The organism is Paraglaciecola sp. 25GB23A, from assembly GCF_040012495.1.
Classification (GTDB): Bacteria; Pseudomonadota; Gammaproteobacteria; order Enterobacterales; family Alteromonadaceae; genus Paraglaciecola.
Window position 1 is genome coordinate 19,061 of the sequence record NZ_JBDYKM010000024.1, and the last position, 19,371, is coordinate 38,431.

The window sequence follows — 19,371 nt, forward strand, 5'->3', positions numbered from 1 at the left end:
TTAGTCTGCATCTTGCGTTGATTAGAGAACTAACATGACAAATAACGATTCATTTAACCCTTTAAATACCGATGGTTTTGAGTTTGTGGAATACACCGCAGCAGACGAAGTTGGTATTGAACAATTAAAACAGCTGTTCCGTTCTTTAGGTTTTGCCGAAGTTGCAAAACATCGCTCCAAACGCGTGTGGTTATATAAGCAGGGTGATATTAATTTTATTGTAAACGCCGAACCGGCTTCTCAAGCAGAAGAGTTTGCGCGTTTAAGAGGGCCAAGTGTTTGTGGTATGGCCTTTAGAGTAAAAGACGCGGCCCAAGCATTACGTCATGCGGTTAGCAAAGGCGCTAAGCAATTCATCGGTAATTTAGGCGCAATGGAACTTAACATACCGGCAGTCTACGGTATCGGTGAAAGCACCTTGTATTTTGTTGACCGTTTTGGCGATGAATCGATCTATGAAGTTGATTTTCGTTTTTACCCTGATTGGCAACAACTTATGGCTGAAACCGACGTGGGGCTCTGTTCATTAGATCATCTTACTCATAATGTTAAACGCGGTAACATGGCCGTATGGGCTAATTTTTATGAGCGCCTAGGTAACTTTAGAGAGATACGCTACTTTGACATCGAAGGGAAATTGACTGGTTTGGTTAGTAAAGCGATGACTTCACCCTGTGGCAAAATCCGTATTCCGATTAACGAATCTTCTGACGATAAGTCGCAAATCGAAGAGTTTATCCGTGAATATAATGGCGAAGGTATTCAGCATATTGCTCTATCAACTGAGGATATTTATCAAACGGTACGGGATCTTAAAAAGGGTGGAGTAAAGTTCATGCAAACCCCAAATACCTATTATGAAAATGTCAACAAACGGGTTGAAGGACACAGCGAAGATTTAGCCATCCTGCAAGAACTCAATATCTTAATTGATGGCGCTCCGCTAAAAGACGGTATTTTATTACAAATCTTTACTGATACCGTGATTGGTCCGATCTTTTTCGAAATTATTCAACGTAAAGGCAATGAAGGTTTTGGTGAAGGCAATTTTAAAGCCTTATTTGAATCGATTGAACAAGACCAAATTAGACGCGGTGTGATCGAAGACACATCTATAAAGTCAGGAGTGAAACTTGATGCGTAAGTGGATAACGTTTCCGACTCAACAGGGGACGATTTCTCGCCAAGCCCATGCCGACTTACCTAAAGAAGGTATTTATGAGCGTGAAATTGGTCGCAATGGATTTTTTGGTCCAGCCACCCATATGCATCATAGTCACGCACCAACGGGCTGGATAGATTGGCAAGGAGAGCTGAAACCTCGTGCTTTTGATTTAAACAACTTAGTCAATACCGAGTATCAGCCTGCTACTAGCTCTCCTTGGTCAGCACCACTGATTTTATTTAATGATCATTGTAAGTATCGCATGTGGCACTGTGTAGAAAACATGGCTAAATTAGCCAGAAATGCTGACGGTGATGAGTTATTGTTTGTGCATCAAGGTAGCGCTGATTTCTTCAGTGACTATGGTCACATGGTTTTGCAAGAAGGAGATTATGTAGTTATTCCTCGCGCAACCATGTGGCGGATTGAGCCACAAAAGCCTCTGCAAATATTGATGATTGAAGCGACTAATGACAGTTATCAATTACCTGAGAAAGGTTTGTTAGGGGCCCATGCTATTTTTGATCCCGCTATGTTAGACACGCCTTTGTTAAATGAGACATTTAAGGCGCAACAAGGTGAAATTGAGTGGCAAGTTGAAGTAAAACGACACAATCAAATATCAACTATCACCTATCCTTTTAATCCTTTGGATGCCATTGGGTGGCATGGTGACTTAAGTGTTGTACGCATTAACTGGCGTGATATTCGGCCCCTCATGAGTCATCGTTATCATTTACCTCCCTCTGCACATACTACCTTTGTTGCCAATCGCTTTGTGATTTGCACCTTTGTTCCCAGACCGATTGAAAGTGATCCGCAGGCACTAAAAGTGCCTTTTTTCCATAATAACGATGATTATGATGAAGTGTTGTTTTATCACCAAGGTAACTTTTTTAGTCGGGATAATATCGAACAAGGAATGGTGACGTTTCATCCCGCTGGGTTTACCCATGGCCCGCATCCAAAGGCATTTGCCGCGGGTCAGCAAAGCCTTAAAACATTTACCGATGAAGTGGCCGTTATGTTGGATACCAGAGATGCTTTGCATATTGCCAGCGCGGCGACCAGTGTTGAAAATCCTAACTATGTTGATAGTTGGAAAACCAAATAAAGAGTTCTAACTTTAACGAAAGGCAAAGATAGCAAAATGAAATTAGCGTCATTAAAAACAGCAAAGCGAGATGGGCAACTAATAGTGGTTAGCCAGGATTTGAAATATGCAGTCAAAGTCGAACATATCGCTTTGACCTTGCAGCAAGCTCTTGATGATTGGGATACCAAAGCGCCATTGCTTGAGCAAGTATATCGCTCACTTTGTGCCGGTAAACAAGACAAGTGTTTTGAATTCAATGCTCAATTATGTAGCTCCCCTTTACCCCGTGCTTTTCAATGGGCTGATGGCAGCGCTTACGTCAATCATGTTGAGTTGGTTCGAAAAGCCCGCGGTGCAGAAATGCCTGAGTCTTTTTGGACAGACCCTTTGATGTACCAAGGAGGTTCTGATGATTTTATTGGCCCTTACGACGATATTGTTTTTGCTAACGACAATTGGGGCATTGATTTTGAGGCAGAGATAGCCGTCATTACTGATGATGTACCCATGGGCACAGAGGCCAGTAGTGCAGCCTCACATATTCGATTACTCATGTTAGTGAATGATGTGTCCTTACGTGGCTTAATTCCTGGAGAATTAGCCAAAGGTTTTGGTTTTTTCCAATCAAAACCTTCTTCGGCTTTTTCGCCTATTGCCGTTACACCGGATGAGCTGGGTGACAATTGGCAAGATAGCAAAGTACATTTGCCATTGCTGTCCTATTATAATGCCGCACTATTTGGTAAACCCAGTGCTGGCCAAGACATGACATTTAACTTTGCCCAGTTAGTTGCCCATGCTGCCAAAACACGAAATTTGGGCAGTGGCACTATTATTGGTTCAGGGACAGTGTCGAATAAACAAGGTACCGGACACGGCAGTGCGATCGCAGAGGGTGGGGTGGGTTATTCTTGTATCGCAGAATTAAGGATGATTGAAACAATCAGAGAAGGTAAGCCTTCAACCGCCTTTATGAGTTTTGGCGATACGATCAAGATTGAAATGTTGGATAAAGATAACCAGAGTATTTTTGGTGCTATTGAACAGAAAGTCTGCAAACTGGCCTAAATAACTGCGAAGGAGCACAAGGTGAGCATTAAACTCTATGGTTATTGGCGGTCATCGGCAACCTATCGCTTGAGGATTGTGTTAAATCTCAAAGATATTGAATATGAATATATTCCGGTGCATTTAGTGAAAAATGGCGGTGAGCAACACCAGCAAAACTATCAGAGTCTGAACCCAACAGAACTTGTACCGACCTTAATTGACGATGACTATGATCTTGTTTTAAATCAGAGTATGGCAATCATCGAATATTTAGATGAAAGATACCCGGCTATTAATCGATTATTGCCGGTCGATTCAGCCGATAAAGTCAGGGTGAGGGCGCTTTCACAAGATATCGCCTGTGATGTTCAACCGATTACCAATTTACGTATAGTGCAGTATTTAAAAAACGAACTGAGCCTGCCAGATGTTGAACAACAACGCTGGTTAGTGCATTGGATAGAAAAAGGTTTAAGGTCAGTAGAAAAGCGCCTGCGCTATACCGCAGGCCAATATTGCTTTGCCAATGATATCACTATGGCTGACGTATGTTTGATACCCCAAGTCTACAATGCACTGCGATACTCCATTGATTTAAATGCTTTTCCTTTAATCAAACAGATTTATCATAACTGCAACAAATTAAGCGTTTTTGACGCTGCAAAACCAGAAAATCAAATAGATGCAGAGTAATGCCGAGCCATGGTAAATATTAATCACTATGGCTCGGTATCAGTATAAGTTTTATAGATTTTTTATCGGCAATGCGGTGGTGTTTTTGACTTGTTTTAGCGCAAAGGTAGAGCTGAGATGATCAACTAAGGGCAGATGAGTTAATTTAGATTTTAATAAATGCTCATATTCTTCGATACTTTCTACAATCACTTTTAATAAATAATCTTTTTCACCACTGGTAGTATGACATTCTACGATTGCTTCAATACTTTGCACCGCTTTTTCAAAATCATTAAGTGATTCACCATCATGATTTTTTAAGGTAACGTAAATAAAAACTGATACACCTAAGTTAAGTTTTTTATTGTCTAACAGGGTCACCTTTTGCAGTATGATTTTTTCTGCTTCAAGCCTTTTTACTCTGCGCCAGCAGGGAGTGTGGGATAAACCTACTTTTTGGCTTAAATCAGCCATAGAAATGGTAGCGTCTCTTTGTAACACCCTTAGTATTTCGCGATCAAATTTGTCTAACTTTACCCGACTCATTGTTTATCTATTTTTATTGTTTTAACTGCAGGTAGCATGCTTAAAAAAACTATCTTTTTCAAGCGGAATTATGAGGATATACATCCTAAGTAAGTGAGTATTTTACTCATTGTGCTGCAACTTTTTTAATTGCAGCAACAAAGTTGGATAAGTCATCCTCACTAAAGTGCTATATCATTTGCCATCGATAACATCACATTTTAACCGCAAAAGAGATGATCCATGTCAGTATTTCAACATATCGAATTTGATAACCATGAACACGTAGCTTTTTGTCATGATCAAGAGACGGGGCTCAAAGCAATTATTGCTATTCATAATACGCAGCTTGGAGCATCACTGGGTGGTTGCAGAATGTGGCCTTATTCTTCTGATGATGAAGCCCTGAATGATGTATTACGTTTATCCAAAGGCATGACATATAAAGCCGCTATGGCTGGATTAAACCAAGGTGGTGGCAAGGCCGTGATTATCGGTGACCCACGTAAGGTTAAAACCGTCGGTTTACTGAGAGCAATGGGCCGTTTTGTTGAAAGTTTAGGTGGTCAATATATTAGTGCTGAAGACTCGGGTATGTCAGTAGCTGACTTAAAAATCATGGCTGAGCATTCTAATCATATCGCCGGTATTGAAGCAAAATATCATGTTAACGGTGAACAAGCGGATGGAAATCCAGCACCTTCAACCTCCTACGGCGTGTTTGTTGGTTTAAAAACAACAGTTGAGTTTGCCTTGAAGCGTGATTTACGTGGCGTTAAAGTAGCGATTCAAGGCCTAGGGCATGTAGGCTTGCGCTTGGCTGAGCATTTATACAAAGCAGGTGCAGAGCTTTATGTTACCGACATTTATCCTGAGAGTATCGATAAGGCCGTTAGTCTTTATGGTGCTAAGGCTGTAAGTTTAGAAGAAATTTATGACTTAGATGTTGATGTCTTCGCTCCCTGTGCTATGGGCGCTATTTTAAGTCCAGAAACGATTCAGAGGTTAAAAGTAAAGGTCGTAGCTGGGGCGGCAAATAATCAATTAGCCAAAGAAAGTTGTGGTCAGTTATTAAAAGATAAAGGCATATTGTATGCGCCTGATTATGTTATCAATGCGGGCGGTATTATTGATATATATCATCAAAAAATTCCTAGCTCTCATGAAGCTATGCGCGCTCATTTAGAAAGGATTGGTGCCACTTTAGTTGAAATTTATCAGCGCGCCAATGAGCTAGACCAAGCGACTAACATTGTAGCAAACCAAATAGCGGAAGAAAGGTTTACAAAAAAGGACTAGTTCACAATAAAAACGAAAAGTGGGTTGCACTTCACTATCCCTTTGTAGATAATGCGCCCGCTTTGTTGTTCAGCACTCTATAACGGAGTAATTTCAATGGTGGCCTTTCGGTCCCCTCGCAATGATAATTTGTGAACTCGGTCAGGCCTGGAAGGGAGCAGCCGCAGCAAAGGACTCATGTGCCGAGGTGTGGCTGAAAGGGCACCACCCAATGCCCTCATCGCACTCTCGCTTTATTCAGTTTTACTTTGTTCTTTATTATCTAAAAATGTCATGCCATGTTTGACTGCATTTATTGCATTCATTGACATTTGTTGACGTTCGCTTTGTGGTAAATAAAATGCCATATCAACTTCATAGCGAATATATCGAGTAGGCAATTGATTGAGTGCTAAGCAACATAAGTCCGCTAAATAATCTTCATTTTTTGTTTTGTTCAATTCAAGGCGTTCAATTTGTTCCAATACTAAATGTTCGTAATAGTTATGAATATCATCATCAAGTTTCATATAAAACCTCTAAGTGTAAAGAGCGTGCATCATTGTAAAAAGTCATTATGCTTTAACATAGCGTGTTTGTTAAAGAAAACAAAATACAAAATAGCCTAGATATTTGCGGTGCAACAAAATAGCTCTATGAGCAAAAAAATCTAGCCAAAGTCAATTGTGAACTACCTTGCCTTACCAAAATAGAAATATAAAAAATATTTAAGATTATCTGACAATTTCGCTGATTATGGCACGCTGTATTATAGCGGTAGTCTTAATAAATACTTAGAGATTAAAACTCTGAGTTCGCTTGTGTCACCAGTGATTGCTTCATATAGTTACTTCGGTTTATTTACTAACTACATCGTGAGCAACCTTTGGGTGATAGTTTTGATATAGACAATGTGTTTGATAAAAATTCTCCAGTTGTAGCTGGTGAAGCAGAAACAACACCTTTTCACAATGGTAATACCTTCCCCTGCACTTATGCATCACTTTGTCGTACTTGCAGAGACAATATTGTCTTTTCAATTTTAAGCTTCAGTGAAAATAAAAACGGCTGATTTACCAGCGTTTTTTTATTCTAAATCCTATTTCCAACTCACTTTTATTTTTTTCATGCACTAATCCCAATACTTTCGATAGGGCAAGTGAACCCCTGGCTTTTCAGCTTGGAGCGATTATTAGTTCTGTCTCTGTCTGATTCTCTGGCTAAACATCCTCTGCCTAACATGTATTAAGCCTTTTATTTAACTGGCTATTCACAACAGTTAGCCGAGGCTAAAAAATCTTAACACAGCGTATTTGTTGACATAGCCAGATTAACTTTGGATGTAGAGTTGGCCCTGGCGCTTATTAATTGAACAATAACTTTGATGAACGCGCTTAAGCAATTGTAAATAAATATGTCCAGCTAGAATTTAATCACCATAATCTTTATGCATTAATGGAAGATTTCAGTGGTTTGGGAGTTGACCCCTAGGCTAATTATTGTTTACTATCGGTGTGAGGTTCACTACCTTCTTTATAAAAAGTCGTTAAAACGACTACACAATCACACTATAAACTTAGTGGTCCAGGGAGACATACATGTTTACATTTAAGAAAAGTGCTGCTGCTCTGTCAGTAGCGGCTTGTTTGGGTTTGTCAATGCCCGCATTGGCGAACAATACTAACGGTTACATAACCGGTAACTCAGTTACTACGTCTGGAGCTGTGCTCTCTAACGTTACGGTTTCAATCGAAAACTTGGAAACAGGCTTGAAACGTTCTGTTGTTTCAAATGCTGAGGGTGACTTTCGTTTTCCTTTACTACCACCAGGGCCATACAAAATTGTTGCTGAAAAAGATGGTTTCAGAACAACGATTGAAGAAAGCGTCATAGTCGGTATCAGCGGTAAGGTAAATGTTAACTTAGCGCTTAGCGATGCAAGCATGGAGCGTATTGAAGTAACTGGTTCGGCTATTTCCTTAGTTGATGTGACTAGTAACAGTACTGGTATTGTTATTGACTCTGTTACTCTTTCACGAGTGCCTGTTTCTCGTGACTTGACCAGTGTTGCTTTGTTGGCGCCAGGCACAACTAAAGGCGACTCTGCTTTTGGTAATGTACCTTCAATTGGTGGTGCGTCTGCTGCAGAAAATGCTTATTACGTAAACGGCCTTAACCTAACCAACTTTAGAACGGGTGTGGGTTCAAGTAATCCTCCATTCGAAATGTTTGATACCTTTGAGGTTAAAACCGGTGGTTATTCAGCTGAATACGGTCGTGTAACCGGCGGTGTTGTTAACGCAAAAACCAAAAGCGGTACCAACGAGTTTCAATGGGGTGTTAACGCCTTCTACGAGCCTGATGCGCTACGTGAAGATAAGCCAGACTCATACTTTCCAGACGGAACATTGCGTATAGATAACTCATCTGATAGTAATACCTTCTGGGATGTTAACTTGTGGGCAAGCGGTGCGGTTATCGAAGATAAGTTGTTCTTTTATGTGCTGTATAACCCGCGTTCAGATGTCTTTGATGCTGACAGCGGCATAGTTCAAGACGGTGCCGATACTCGTCAAAGTCTTTTCAAAGCAGAAGATGAAGACGCCTTTTGGGGTGCCAAAATAGATTGGTATATCAATGAAAATAATATTTTAGAATTTACTGCTTTTTCTGATGAAAGTTCCACTGTTAACAGTCGTTTCACCAAGCTAAATGGTACTATATCTGGTACACCAGCTGTAGGCTTCACTGATGAAGGTGGTAAAAACTACATTGTAAAATACACCAGTATACTAAGTGATGATTTGTCTGTATCGGCTATGTACGGCCTGAATAAAGCAAATCGTACAACTTCAAGTGCTTTGGATGTTAACCCTGTTGTTTATCGTCGTTTTGACAGTACTGGCCAGTTTGTTCCAACTGGTGGCCATGCAAACTTCCTAGTGGATGTTGGCGATGATGAGCGCGAAGTCTTCAGAATTGATGCCGATTGGTATGTAGGCGACCACGAAATACGCGTCGGTGTGGATTCAGAAACACTAACGGCTAACGCAACGACTGTGTTATCTGGTGGTAACTACTATCTAATCTATGTGGATGATGAAACTGATCCTGCTAACCCTGCTCCTTACGAAGTGCGTCGTCGTACTTATTCAGCTGGTGGTGCATTTGAAAATAAAAACTTTGCTTATTACATTCAAGACCAATGGCAAGCAACTGACGATTTAATCATTAACGCGGGTTTGAGAAATGATTCTTTCGAAAACTTTAATGGTGCCGGTGAGTCATTTATTAAATTAAGCAATCAGTGGGCTCTTCGTTTAGGTGCTGTTTATGATTTAATGGGTGATGGCGAGTCTAAATTATGGGCAAGTTACGGACGTTATTTCCTTCCAGTAGCGGCTAATACTAACATTCGTTTGTCAGGTGCAGAAACCTACATTCATGATTTTAGAGCCTTTGAAGGTCTGGCTGATCCAGCTCTAGATATTCCTAACTTTAACGATGGTGGTACACCGACTCGAGCACAACAAGTGTTTTCAGACGGTGATGTGCCTAGTAAAGATTCAATCGTTGATACCAGCACTGATCCAATGTTCTCTGATGAGTTTATTGCCGGTTATCAGTTCCAGTTAACTGATGAGTGGAGCATGGCTGTTCAGGGTACTTACCGTGAACTTTCAACTACTATTGAAGACGTGGCGATTGACTTTGGCTTTAACAAGTATCTTGAGCGTGAGTTCGATAGATCATGTGAAGAGTGTAGCGGTTTCCATTATTACGTATTAACCAACCCAGGTACTGATTTAACGTTTACTGCTGATGATGGTGTACAGTATACCATCCCTGCTGACGACCTTAATTATCCTGAGTCTATTCGTAAGTATGCTGCAGTTGATGTCACGTTTGAAAAAGCGTGGGACGGAGTATGGTTGTTAAACGCTGCTTATACTTGGTCACACAGCTGGGGTAACAACGAAGGTTATATTCGTTCAGATAATGGTCAGGATGATGCAGGTTTAACGACCTTATTCGATCAGCCAGGATTGTTAGACGGCGCCAACGGTAATTTACCTAATGACAGACGTCATGCAGTGAAGGTATTCGGTTCGTATCAAGTAACTGAAAGCCTAAACGTGGGTGTTAATATGCAGTGGCAAACTGGCCGTCCGAAGAATGCTTTTGGATACCACCCAACGGATGTGTTTGCACGTGCATATGGCTCTGAATCGTTCTTTGCAAACGGTGAGTTAGTACCTCGTGGTTCTTTAGGTACTACTAGCAGCGTATTAAATATCGATGTTACTGCAAGTTATGATATTCAACTTAGTGAAGATTATGACTTAACCTTGCGTGCAGACATATTTAACGTGTTAAATAGCGATACAGTGACTGAAGTAGATGAGATTTATGACAATGATGATGCTGCCTATGTAGTTGGCGGTCCTCAGGAAATGAATCCAGGCTTCGGTGGAGCTACTAACTGGCAATCACCACGTTATGTTCGTTTCAGTGCATCTTTGAAATTCTAAGAATTTTAATCTCGCATTAATATGAGCCCCGCTTTTGCGGGGCTTTTTTATTAGAAAAGTAATTATTTAAAAGGTTTTAATCACATGTTGGATGTTAAACAGCTATTGGGTGAAGTAGTTCAATCTGTCAAACAGGCTAAATTTACCCTTGCCGCAACCCAGTTAGCCACCATAATTGAACATAAACCGGATTTGCATGAAGACTGGTTAGGTATCAGCAAACTAGCATTGTTGGCGGGTGAAGTAGAGCTTGCTAAAAAAGCACTCACGCTTTTCAAAAAAAGACCGAATAGCAAATTAAATATTGATATGGCCTATTTAGCTGCTCTGATAGAAGTTGGTGAGTTTAATAGTGCAGTTGAGAAAGCTGAAAATTTATTTAAGGACAATCAAACTAGTCCAGAAGTGAGTCATTTCTTAAGCACGGTATATTTGCAATTAGGGCAAAGAGAACGCGCTGCTGAATATGCGCAAATTACCTTATCTCAATGGCCTCTTGCCGGCGAAGCATGGCTATTACTAGTTAATGCAACTGATATGCAGCTGGAAAGTGACATATTCAAAAAAATGCTTGGCTATGAAAAAGAAATAGTCGCTAAAGCCAACAATCGTTCAAAATCGTCTTATTTAGCGGCACTGTGTAAAGTCTATGAAGATAACAAAAATCTCGAACTTGCTTTTACCTATGCGACAAAGTCTAAACAAGTTGCTCATCAAAACACAGACTATGATGCCACAAAGGAATTAGCTTACGTTGGCAACATTATAGCAAACACCTCTGAACAAGCCCTTGCAAATGAGATAAAGATACACAGCAGCAAGCAAAGTCCAATCTTCATCGTTGGTCTACCTAGAAGCGGTTCAACTCTATTAGAACAAATCTTATGTAGTCACAGTAAAATTGTAGACGGAGGAGAGTTTAATGGCATGGAGCGAGCTGCCAGAGCCTTAACGGGTGGAAGGCCAATTGGTGAGTCAGTAGAGCAGTTTAAATTCACCGCTGAACAGCTCGAAGATATAAAAAGAGTGTATCTAAATTATGCTCACAACCGCTTTGGCAGTGAAGGGATAATTGTTGATAAAAGCATAAATAATAACCGTTTTGTTTGGTTGATTCGTCAAATATTTCCTGATTCGCCGATCATTTTTCTGCATCGACAACCCATAGATTCAGCCTGGTCTTGTTTTAAAACACATTTTAGCCAAGGCTTAAAGTGGAGTGCAACACTAGCAGATATTGCTGACTATTTTGCTGGTGAATTTAGTTTGTATGAGCATTGGAACAAGCGTTTCGGCGCAACAATTCTGAATACTCAATACGAAAACTTGGTTAACAACACCGAGCATGAAATAACCCGAATTGTTGAATATTGTAATTTATCTTTTGAACCTGCAATGTTGGAGTTTTTCAACAATAGCCGACCAATATTTACTGCTAGTGCTGTTCAAGCCAAACGAAAAATGTATTCAACTTCAATAAGTTCAGGAAAGCTAGATGTTTTGTTAGCGCCATTTTTGGCTAAATTTAAATAGCCCTAACTGTCTATTGTTTAGACATAAAATGGAAACTAATGAAACACAAGAGCTGATTCAGGTATATATTAGTTAAATGTTAGTGATTCGATCAAACCGCTCCTTGACAATTCGCTTACATCCGTGTGAACATTCAACGGTCTTAGTTCTGAATTACTCAGAATCTAAGCCCCTTAAACAACAGAGCTTTATAGCCCCCTACTGACCCATACAGGCGTTCGGTAAGGATTCAAAAAAAGAAATTGGTTGGGAATTATGTCCAAAATGAGCAAGAGAAACCTTATTGCTTCTGCCGTCGTTGGTGCTTTAGCACTCGGTAGCAGCGCCGTTGTCTCTGCAGACACGTTAAACGATCTTCATTTAGAAGAATCAAAAATTCATGTGGCTGCAGCGAACTCCCAAGAGAAGATAAATAATCTTTATGAGCAATCTCAAGAGTTATTTGCAGAGTATCGTGCAGTCGTAGACGAAACTGAGAACCTTAAAGTTTATAACGATTACGTAGCCACCCTGGTTGCAGATCAACAACGTAGTGTTGATTCTTTACAGCGTCAGATTGATGGCATTGAGGGTGTTAAGCGCGGCGTTGTCCCGTTGATGTTCAGAATGATCGACAGTTTAGAGAAATTCATCGATTTGGATATTCCAATTAATTTGGAAGAGCGCAAAGACCGTGTTGAGCGTTTACGCGATATCATGGGTAACTCAAACGTTACAACATCTGAGCAATTCCGTCAGGTTATTGAAGCCTATCAAATCGAGAACCAATACGGCCGCGGTATTCGCTCGTATAAAGGTACGATTGACGTAAAAGGTACTGATATTACGGTAGACTTTTTCAATCTAGGTAGAACAGCTTTGATCGCTTTGTCATTGGATCAGAAAAATGCTTGGGTGTGGGATAATGATGCACGCGCATGGCAAGTGTTAGGTGACGAGTATCTTAGTTCTGTCGTCACGGCAGTGCGTATGGCCAACAAACTTGTGCCAGCTGATCTTATTAAGTTACCAATCAAAGCTGCGGAGTAATATTGATGAAACCTATATTTAAATCCATATTGGCAGCTGCAACTATCGCTATGATGGCATCTAGTGCATATGCTGCCAATTCGTTAGAAGATTTGTTAGAAGAAGTTAAGAAAAATCGTGTATCTGAAGCGCGTATTAATAAAGACCGTGAAGCAGAGTTTCAATCAGCACGTGCTGACAAACAAGCTTTGTTGAAAAAAGCCCAAGACACATTGAAAGCAGAAAAGTCTCGTGGTGATCGTCTTACTAAGCAGTTTGCTGATAACGAAACCCGATTAGCTGAGAAAGAAATCGAGTTAGACCAAGCCACCGGTACTTTGGGTGAAATGTTTGGTGTGGTTCGTCAAGCGTCTGCTGAAGCTTATGGTCAGATCTCTACTTCAATTGTAAGTGCTGAGTTCCCTGGTCGTGGTGAATTCTTAAAACGTATGTCAGAAGAGTCTAAAGGTCTGCCTAATATTCAAGAATTAGAAGACTTGTGGTTCGCTTTACAAACTGAGATGACAGAGTCTGGACAAGTTTCACGTTTCAGAACCCAAGTAATTAGTTTAGACGGTGGTTCGTTGGAGCAAGAAGTTGTTCGTGTAGGTACCTTTAACCTAGTGGGTGAACAAGGCTACCTAATCTATGACGATAAGGATGAGATTGTTCAGCCTTTGGGTCGCCAACCAGACGGTTATTTAGTTGATTCAGCCCAAGAAGTGCGTTCTGCAACTTCTGGTCTAATCCCATTTTATGCTGACCCTTCAAGCGGTGCCTTACTTGGTCTGTTGAAAGAAAAAGCAACCATGATGGAGCGCTACCATGCCGGTGGTGTTGTAGGTTATGTTATTACTGTGATGTTGGCCATTGGTCTACTTATCGGTTTATACAAAATCCTTACCTTGACATTGATTGCTGGAAAAATGCGTTCACAACTTAAAAATCCTGGTAATCCTTCAAGTTCTAATCCTCTAGGCAGAATATTGACAGTCTATAAAGACAACAAAAATGTCGATGCTGAAAACCTAGAACTTAAATTAGATGAAGCGATTTTACGTGAGCTTCCAAGTATTGAAAGTGGTATTAACATCATTAAAATATTCGCTGCCATTGCTCCTCTATTGGGTCTATTAGGTACGGTACTAGGTATGATCGCGACGTTCCAACAGATTACATTGTTTGGTACGGGTGACCCTAAATTGATGGCTGGCAGTATATCGATGGCGCTTGTTACTACAGCGCAAGGTATTATCGCTGCGTTACCATTGTTACTAATGCATAGCATTGTTGCTGGCCGTAGCAAATCTATCGTCCATATTTTGGATGAGCAAACTGCAGGCATTATTGCGGCCCACGCTGAGACGGAGAAAGCTTAAGATGTTATACCTGATTGGACTATGGGAGTCGGTCAGGGATTTTATCGCTGCCGGTGGCGACGTTCTATACGTCGTTGCCTTAGCGCTCTTTCTCATGTGGGTATTTATGATTGAGCGTTATTGGTATTTAACCTCTGTATTTCCAAAGCTAAGAAATGAAATCATAGCGAAATGGGATGCAAGAGAAGATACTACTTCATGGTATGCGCATAGAATCCGTGATACGTGGATTTCACAAGCGTCGGACGGGCTAAGCACAAGAATGTTACTAATTAAAACTCTTGTCGCTATGTGTCCTTTAATAGGTTTGCTAGGAACTGTAACGGGTATGATTGGGGTGTTTGAAACAATGGCAACTCAAGGTACAAGTAATCCTCGTCTTATGGCGGCAGGTATATCTATGGCGACTATTCCGACAATGGCTGGGATGGTAGCGGCTTTATCTGGTGTATTTTTTAGCTCTCGCTTAGAAGCGAAAGTTAAAATTGCTAGAGAAAAGTTGGTTGATAGTCTACCCCATCATTAAGGAGAGAATCTTATGAGTCGAAAAGTTCGAGTCGAAGATGAAGATGCCGCGATAGACATGACTCCGATGTTGGATATTGTGTTTATCATGTTGATATTCTTCATCGTAACAACAGTGTTCGTAAAAGAAGCTGGGATAGAAGTTAACAAACCAGGTGCTAGCGAATCTGTTATGCCTAAAAATGCTAATATTTTTATTGCAGTTACAGAAGCTGGTGACGTCTGGATTGATAAGCGTCAAATTGATATAGACAGTGTGCGAGCTAACTTGGAACGTTTGATGGCAGAGCAACCTTCTGACGTGTTGATTATTCAAGCAGATAAAAACTCTGACTATGGAGTTGTTATGGATGTGATGGATCAAGTCAAAGCAGCTGGTGTTGATCGCATATCTATAGCAACGACAGGCGGTTAAGATGGGAAGATTATTAGTTTCAATTTTAGTAGGTGCAGCAATAGCGTTTGGATTGTTTGTAGTGATGGCAAAGTTGATTGAAAATTCATCTCGGCCAGTGGATAAAGTTCCACCTTCACCAATAATCGATATTGTTATGGCAACGCCAGATGATTCTACACAAACAAGAAAAAGAGTACCGCCACCGCCACCGCCACCGCCAAAACAGCCGCCTAAGATTCAGCCGGTTGAACCTGATGTGGCTAAAGCAAATACTGATGGATTAGGCTTTAACATGCCGTCTATCGATGTAGGTGGAGCGTCTGTAGACATTGGTGGTGTTGGTGCAATGCAACGTGATGGTGATGCTACGCCAATCGTTCGTATCGAACCTAAATACCCTGTTCAAGCTGCTCGTGATGGTAAAGAAGGATGGGTAAGACTGTCGTTCACCATAAACGAAGTTGGTGGTGTTGAAGATGTTGAGGTTATTGACTCAGAACCTAAACGTATCTTTGACCGAGAAGCCAAACGGGCTTTGGATAAATGGAAATATAAGCCAAAGATCGAAGATGGTAAGCCGATAAAGCAATTTGGGTTGACAGTTCAATTAGACTTTAAGTTGGATCAATCATGATTAAATTACATTTAAAAAAATTATGCGTGGTTTCAGCCTTGTCAGTGGCTACATTGTTGCCAAATGCGGTATTTGCACAAGGTGCTCCTATAATCTGTCCAGATTATAAGAAAGGACCATCCAATATTCCAAGTGAGAGAACCGGTAAAAAGGTTTCTAAAGCTTTAGACGCCTATAACCTAGACCAAGTTGATGAGGCATTATCGATTTTGTATGAAATCGATACATCTCAAGAATTTGATCGCGCTTTCACCGACCGTTTTATTGGGAACTTGCTGGCGACTCAGCCAGACAAGGCCAATAAGGCTCTGGAATATTTGAACAAGTCAGTTAAGGGTAAGAAGTTAAACGACCTAGAACAAGCGGGTACTTTACGCTTGATTGCTGACTTAAATATGCAAGAAAAGAAGTATGCTGATGCGGTAACTAAATATAAAGAATGGATGGCTTTTACTTGTAAAGAAGACTCTGAAGTTTATTTACGTATAGCTACTGCACTTTATGAACAACAAAAATGGGCCGATATTGTTGAGCCTGCCAATAAATCTATAAAATTGGCAGACAAACCCAACAAGAACGCTTATGCACTTAAGTTGACTGCTTTTTATAATCGTAAGATGTACAAAGAGACAATCCAAGTTGCAGAAGATTTGGTGACTATTTTTCCAGACAACAAGGCTAATTGGACTCAACTTGGATTTTTCTACATGTTGGTTGAGGATTACAAAAAAGCTCTGTCTACTTTTGAGATGGCACTGAATCAAGGATATTTGACCAAGGAAGCTGAAATAAAAGCGTTAATGCAGCTTTATTCTACGAATAATATTCCATACAAAGCGGCTGTGTTGTTTGAAAAGTATATGAAATCAGGTTTGGTTAAAAAGGACGAGAAGAATCTCTCTACTTTAGCCAGTACTTGGAACTTAGCTAAAGAGCCTAAAAAGGCTGCAGTTTATTATGGCCAAGCGGCTGCAATGAGCTCAGATCCAGACTTGTTCTATAAAGAAGGTACATCACTTGCTTTATCTGAACAGTACAAGGATGCATTAGTGGCTTTACAAAAAGCCTTAGATAACGGTGCAGACAACGTGGGTCGGATCCATATGGTTATGATGGAAGCTAGTTTCTATTCTGGTGACTTCAAAACGGCTTATGTGCATGTATTGGAAGCAAAGAAAGATACTTCAACTGCGAGAAGTGCGCGTAGTTGGGAACCATATATTAAAGAAAAAGCCAAAAATCGCGGTGTAAATCTCTAATTACACTCGGTTTTTCAAAAGCCCCATTCAAATGGGGCTTTTTTATTTGTGTAAACCTTTTAAGCTAATTGCTGTTCTGAACCGTGTTACTACCTAATCTGTAACTATCAACAATAACGATTCTATTGGATTTATGATGAATATAACTGAGGAACAACCTCATTCTCCCTGTATTAGGCAATGCTGCCTTGATGACAAAGATATTTGTATTGGTTGTTTTAGAAGTTTGAACGAAATTTTAAATTGGTCAGCGGCGGATACTAACTGCAAATTGGCGATTATCGATAATTGCCAAACGCGAAAAAATGATTTTTTTAAGTCTTCGAAAGGCTAACTTTACCCTAACTATATTGGTTTTATTGTTTATATTTGAGGCTTTATGCATCTAACTCTCGCACCTATGGAAGGTGTTGTTGATAGTCTAATGAGGGATATGTTGACACACATAGGCGGATTTGATCTGTGTGTCACTGAATTTATTAGGATAGTAGACCAATTACTGCCCAGTCGGGTGTATCAGCGAATTTGTCCAGAGTTGGAAAACGGTGGCAGAACACAGGCTGGCGTACCAGTTAAAATCCAGCTATTAGGACATGAGCCTAATTGGTTGGCTGAGAATGCTGCCCGTGCCATCGATTTGGGATCTCACGGTATAGATTTGAATTTCGGTTGCCCAGCTAAAACAGTCAACAAAAGTAGGGGAGGGGCTGTGCTGTTACAGGAGCCCGAAACCTTATTTCAAATTATCAGTCAAGTTCGAAAAGCGGTGCCCAAAGAGAAAATACTGAGTGCCAAAATGCGATTAGGATTCAATGATACTTCTTTAGCCATAGAAAATGCGCAAGCAATAGCTGAGGCTGGGGCTGATTTATTGGTTATTCATGCTAGAACTAAACTAGATGGTTACAAACCACCAGCTTATTGGGATTGGATTGCAAGAATCAAAAGATCCGTTGACATAGACATTGTCGCCAATGGTGAAATTTGGTCAAAGCAAGATGCTGTCAATTGTCAACTAATCTCAAATTGTGAAAACTTAATGGTAGGGCGAGGGGCTTTGGCCTTACCAAATTTGGCTCAGGTAATTAAAGGCAGTCAGTTATCGATGGAGTGGGAAGAGGTGCGTTTATTATTAGTAAAATACTCTGGTTATGAGATTTTTGGTGATAAAGGACGATATTTTCCCAATAGATTAAAACAGTGGTTAGGTTATCTAAAAATTCAGTATCCACAAGCCGGTCAGCTATTTAGCCAGGTACGCTGCTTAAAGAGTGCTGATGAGATAATTGCAGTAGTAAAGAGTTTCTAATGGGTTTAACGTTTGACCTTAAGTTCTGTGATTTTTTGGCATAAAAAAGCCAGTAACAAAACTGGCTTTCTAGTTGATTTTATTAAGTAGATACAGAAATTGTTAAACTTGAATATCGACGACGGATCCAACTCTTTCATTTGACGAAGAGGGGCGAGAGGCCTCTGCAGATTCGCTTGAAGATTCCAATTCCACTTTTTGTTGTTGCGTTTGCGCCTGCACAACTTCCTGTTGAGAGCCTGTTTGTGTTGGTACAGTCTGAGCAAGTGATCCCGCTCCAGATGAACTAATCTCCATTGGGTACTCCTAAATTTAGATTTTTACTACTGGGTATAGTTTAGTTGGTTATTATCTGTACTGCTAGTTAAAATAAGATCATTAAGCTTATTTTTCATATCTTTTGCTATCAGTATTTGTGCTTTGGCGTTTGGATGAATCCCATCGCGTTGCATTAAATCTGGATCCAGTGCGATTTTTTGTAGAAAGAAAGGGATGAGGGCAATTTGATACTGTGTTGCCAATGTTTGGTAAGCTGCGGTGAACATTTCGGTGTAGCGTCTACCGTAGTTTGTTGGTATCTGCATTGACTGTAAAATGACAGTCGCGCCGCTGGCTTGCCCTAATTCAATGATGTTACTTAAGTTATCGACCATTTTGTCAATCGGGTGCCCTTGTAAACCATCATTACCGCCCAGCTCTACATAAATATGGCTTGGTTGGTGCTGTTCTATCAATCTAGGTAAGCGTGCCAGTGCGCCATCACTTGTTTCACCACTAATAGAACCATTGACAACAGTAATTGGACTTTCTTTCCACATATCTTGTAACAAACTAACCCAACCTTCTGCTTGGGATATGCCATAGCCGGCACTTAAGCTATCACCTAAGATAAGCAACTTTTGCTCTTTAGCCGCTAAATGATCTGAAAAAAGTATTATCGGTATAAGTAATACAAACAATCTAACGTTAAATTGATAAACATGGGTAAATTTAAAAAACACTATGA

Annotated in this window: 19 protein-coding genes and 1 other RNA gene; 16 read left to right on the forward strand and 4 right to left on the reverse strand. The window is 40.4% G+C overall.

All coding sequences use genetic code 11. The annotated features are described in order from the left end of the window. The first annotated feature begins 34 nt into the window (after positions 1-34). From hppD to maiA, 4 genes are read left to right on the forward strand one after another with little or no spacing between them, the layout of a single operon-like run. Positions 35-1,144, forward strand: coding sequence for a 4-hydroxyphenylpyruvate dioxygenase (gene hppD / locus ABKW31_RS19460; protein ID WP_348618260.1), 1,110 nt, complete (start codon positions 35-37; stop codon positions 1,142-1,144). Further along, positions 1,137-2,279, forward strand: coding sequence for a homogentisate 1,2-dioxygenase (locus ABKW31_RS19465; protein ID WP_348618261.1), 1,143 nt, complete (start codon positions 1,137-1,139; stop codon positions 2,277-2,279). Before hppD ends, ABKW31_RS19465 begins: the two co-directional genes overlap by 8 nt. A gap of 36 nt (positions 2,280-2,315) precedes the next feature. After that, positions 2,316-3,329 carry a fumarylacetoacetate hydrolase family protein gene (locus ABKW31_RS19470; RefSeq protein WP_348618262.1) on the forward strand — a complete coding sequence of 338 codons (1,014 nt, stop codon included), beginning with the start codon at positions 2,316-2,318 and terminating at the stop codon, positions 3,327-3,329. Between the two features lie 21 nt (positions 3,330-3,350). Next, entirely contained in the window at positions 3,351-4,004 is a 654-nt protein-coding gene (gene maiA, locus ABKW31_RS19475) for a maleylacetoacetate isomerase (protein WP_348618263.1), read from the forward strand. 51 nt (positions 4,005-4,055) lie between these two features. Here maiA and ABKW31_RS19480 read toward each other — a convergent pair whose 3' ends face one another. After that, positions 4,056-4,532, reverse strand: coding sequence for an Lrp/AsnC family transcriptional regulator (locus ABKW31_RS19480; protein WP_348618264.1), 477 nt, complete (start codon positions 4,530-4,532; stop codon positions 4,056-4,058). A gap of 222 nt (positions 4,533-4,754) precedes the next feature. Here ABKW31_RS19480 and ABKW31_RS19485 point away from each other — a divergent pair, with 222 nt between their 5' ends. Both ABKW31_RS19485 and ffs read left to right on the forward strand, forming a co-directional pair. Continuing rightward, positions 4,755-5,810: a Glu/Leu/Phe/Val dehydrogenase dimerization domain-containing protein gene (locus ABKW31_RS19485; RefSeq protein ID WP_348618265.1), complete on the forward strand. Its 1,056-nt coding sequence runs from the start codon at positions 4,755-4,757 to the stop codon at positions 5,808-5,810. A gap of 105 nt (positions 5,811-5,915) precedes the next feature. Further along, an RNA gene (gene ffs, locus ABKW31_RS19490) (signal recognition particle sRNA small type) lies at positions 5,916-6,012 on the forward strand. A 31-nt stretch (positions 6,013-6,043) separates the two neighbouring features. Here ffs and ABKW31_RS19495 read toward each other — a convergent pair. Beyond that, entirely contained in the window at positions 6,044-6,319 is a 276-nt protein-coding gene (locus tag ABKW31_RS19495) for a late competence development ComFB family protein (protein WP_348618266.1), read from the reverse strand. A 1,068-nt stretch (positions 6,320-7,387) separates the two neighbouring features. Between ABKW31_RS19495 and ABKW31_RS19500 the strand changes: the two genes are divergently transcribed. From ABKW31_RS19500 to ABKW31_RS19545, 10 genes are all read left to right on the forward strand, one after another. Beyond that, positions 7,388-10,321, forward strand: a complete 2,934-nt coding sequence (locus ABKW31_RS19500) for a TonB-dependent receptor (protein ID WP_348618267.1) — start codon at positions 7,388-7,390, stop codon at positions 10,319-10,321. An 84-nt stretch (positions 10,322-10,405) separates the two neighbouring features. Next, positions 10,406-11,854: a sulfotransferase gene (locus tag ABKW31_RS19505; protein WP_348618268.1), complete on the forward strand. Its 1,449-nt coding sequence runs from the start codon at positions 10,406-10,408 to the stop codon at positions 11,852-11,854. A 264-nt stretch (positions 11,855-12,118) separates the two neighbouring features. Beyond that, complete coding sequence (locus ABKW31_RS19510) at positions 12,119-12,883, forward strand: DUF3450 domain-containing protein (RefSeq protein ID WP_348618269.1); 765 nt, start codon at positions 12,119-12,121, stop codon at positions 12,881-12,883. Positions 12,884-12,888: 5 nt separating this feature from the next. Then, positions 12,889-14,241: a MotA/TolQ/ExbB proton channel family protein gene (locus ABKW31_RS19515; protein ID WP_348618270.1), complete on the forward strand. Its 1,353-nt coding sequence runs from the start codon at positions 12,889-12,891 to the stop codon at positions 14,239-14,241. Between the two features lies 1 nt (position 14,242). Further along, on the forward strand, positions 14,243-14,767 hold the full coding sequence (locus ABKW31_RS19520) for a MotA/TolQ/ExbB proton channel family protein (protein WP_348618271.1): 525 nt from the start codon (positions 14,243-14,245) through the stop codon (positions 14,765-14,767). Positions 14,768-14,779: 12 nt separating this feature from the next. After that, a complete protein-coding gene (locus tag ABKW31_RS19525) occupies positions 14,780-15,181 on the forward strand; it encodes a biopolymer transporter ExbD (RefSeq protein ID WP_348618272.1) in 402 nt (133 codons plus the stop codon). 1 nt (position 15,182) lies between these two features. Continuing rightward, the gene (locus ABKW31_RS19530) at positions 15,183-15,797 is read left to right on the forward strand and encodes an energy transducer TonB (RefSeq protein WP_348618273.1); all 615 of its coding nucleotides are present in this window, start codon (positions 15,183-15,185) and stop codon (positions 15,795-15,797) included. Beyond that, positions 15,794-17,056, forward strand: coding sequence for a hypothetical protein (locus ABKW31_RS19535; protein WP_348618274.1), 1,263 nt, complete (start codon positions 15,794-15,796; stop codon positions 17,054-17,056). Before ABKW31_RS19530 ends, ABKW31_RS19535 begins: the two co-directional genes overlap by 4 nt. A 136-nt stretch (positions 17,057-17,192) precedes the next feature. Beyond that, positions 17,193-17,390, forward strand: a complete 198-nt coding sequence (locus tag ABKW31_RS19540; RefSeq protein ID WP_348618291.1) for a DUF1289 domain-containing protein — start codon at positions 17,193-17,195, stop codon at positions 17,388-17,390. Positions 17,391-17,435: 45 nt separating this feature from the next. Further along, entirely contained in the window at positions 17,436-18,365 is a 930-nt protein-coding gene (locus ABKW31_RS19545) for a tRNA-dihydrouridine synthase (protein WP_348618275.1), read from the forward strand. Positions 18,366-18,467: 102 nt separating this feature from the next. Here ABKW31_RS19545 and ABKW31_RS19550 read toward each other — a convergent pair whose 3' ends face one another. Both ABKW31_RS19550 and ABKW31_RS19555 read right to left on the reverse strand, forming a co-directional pair. Further along, the gene (locus ABKW31_RS19550) at positions 18,468-18,662 is read right to left on the reverse strand and encodes a hypothetical protein (RefSeq protein ID WP_348618276.1); all 195 of its coding nucleotides are present in this window, start codon (positions 18,660-18,662) and stop codon (positions 18,468-18,470) included. Positions 18,663-18,688: 26 nt separating this feature from the next. Next, positions 18,689-19,366, reverse strand: a complete 678-nt coding sequence (locus ABKW31_RS19555; protein ID WP_348618277.1) for an arylesterase — start codon at positions 19,364-19,366, stop codon at positions 18,689-18,691. Between the last annotated feature and the right edge of the window lie 5 nt (positions 19,367-19,371).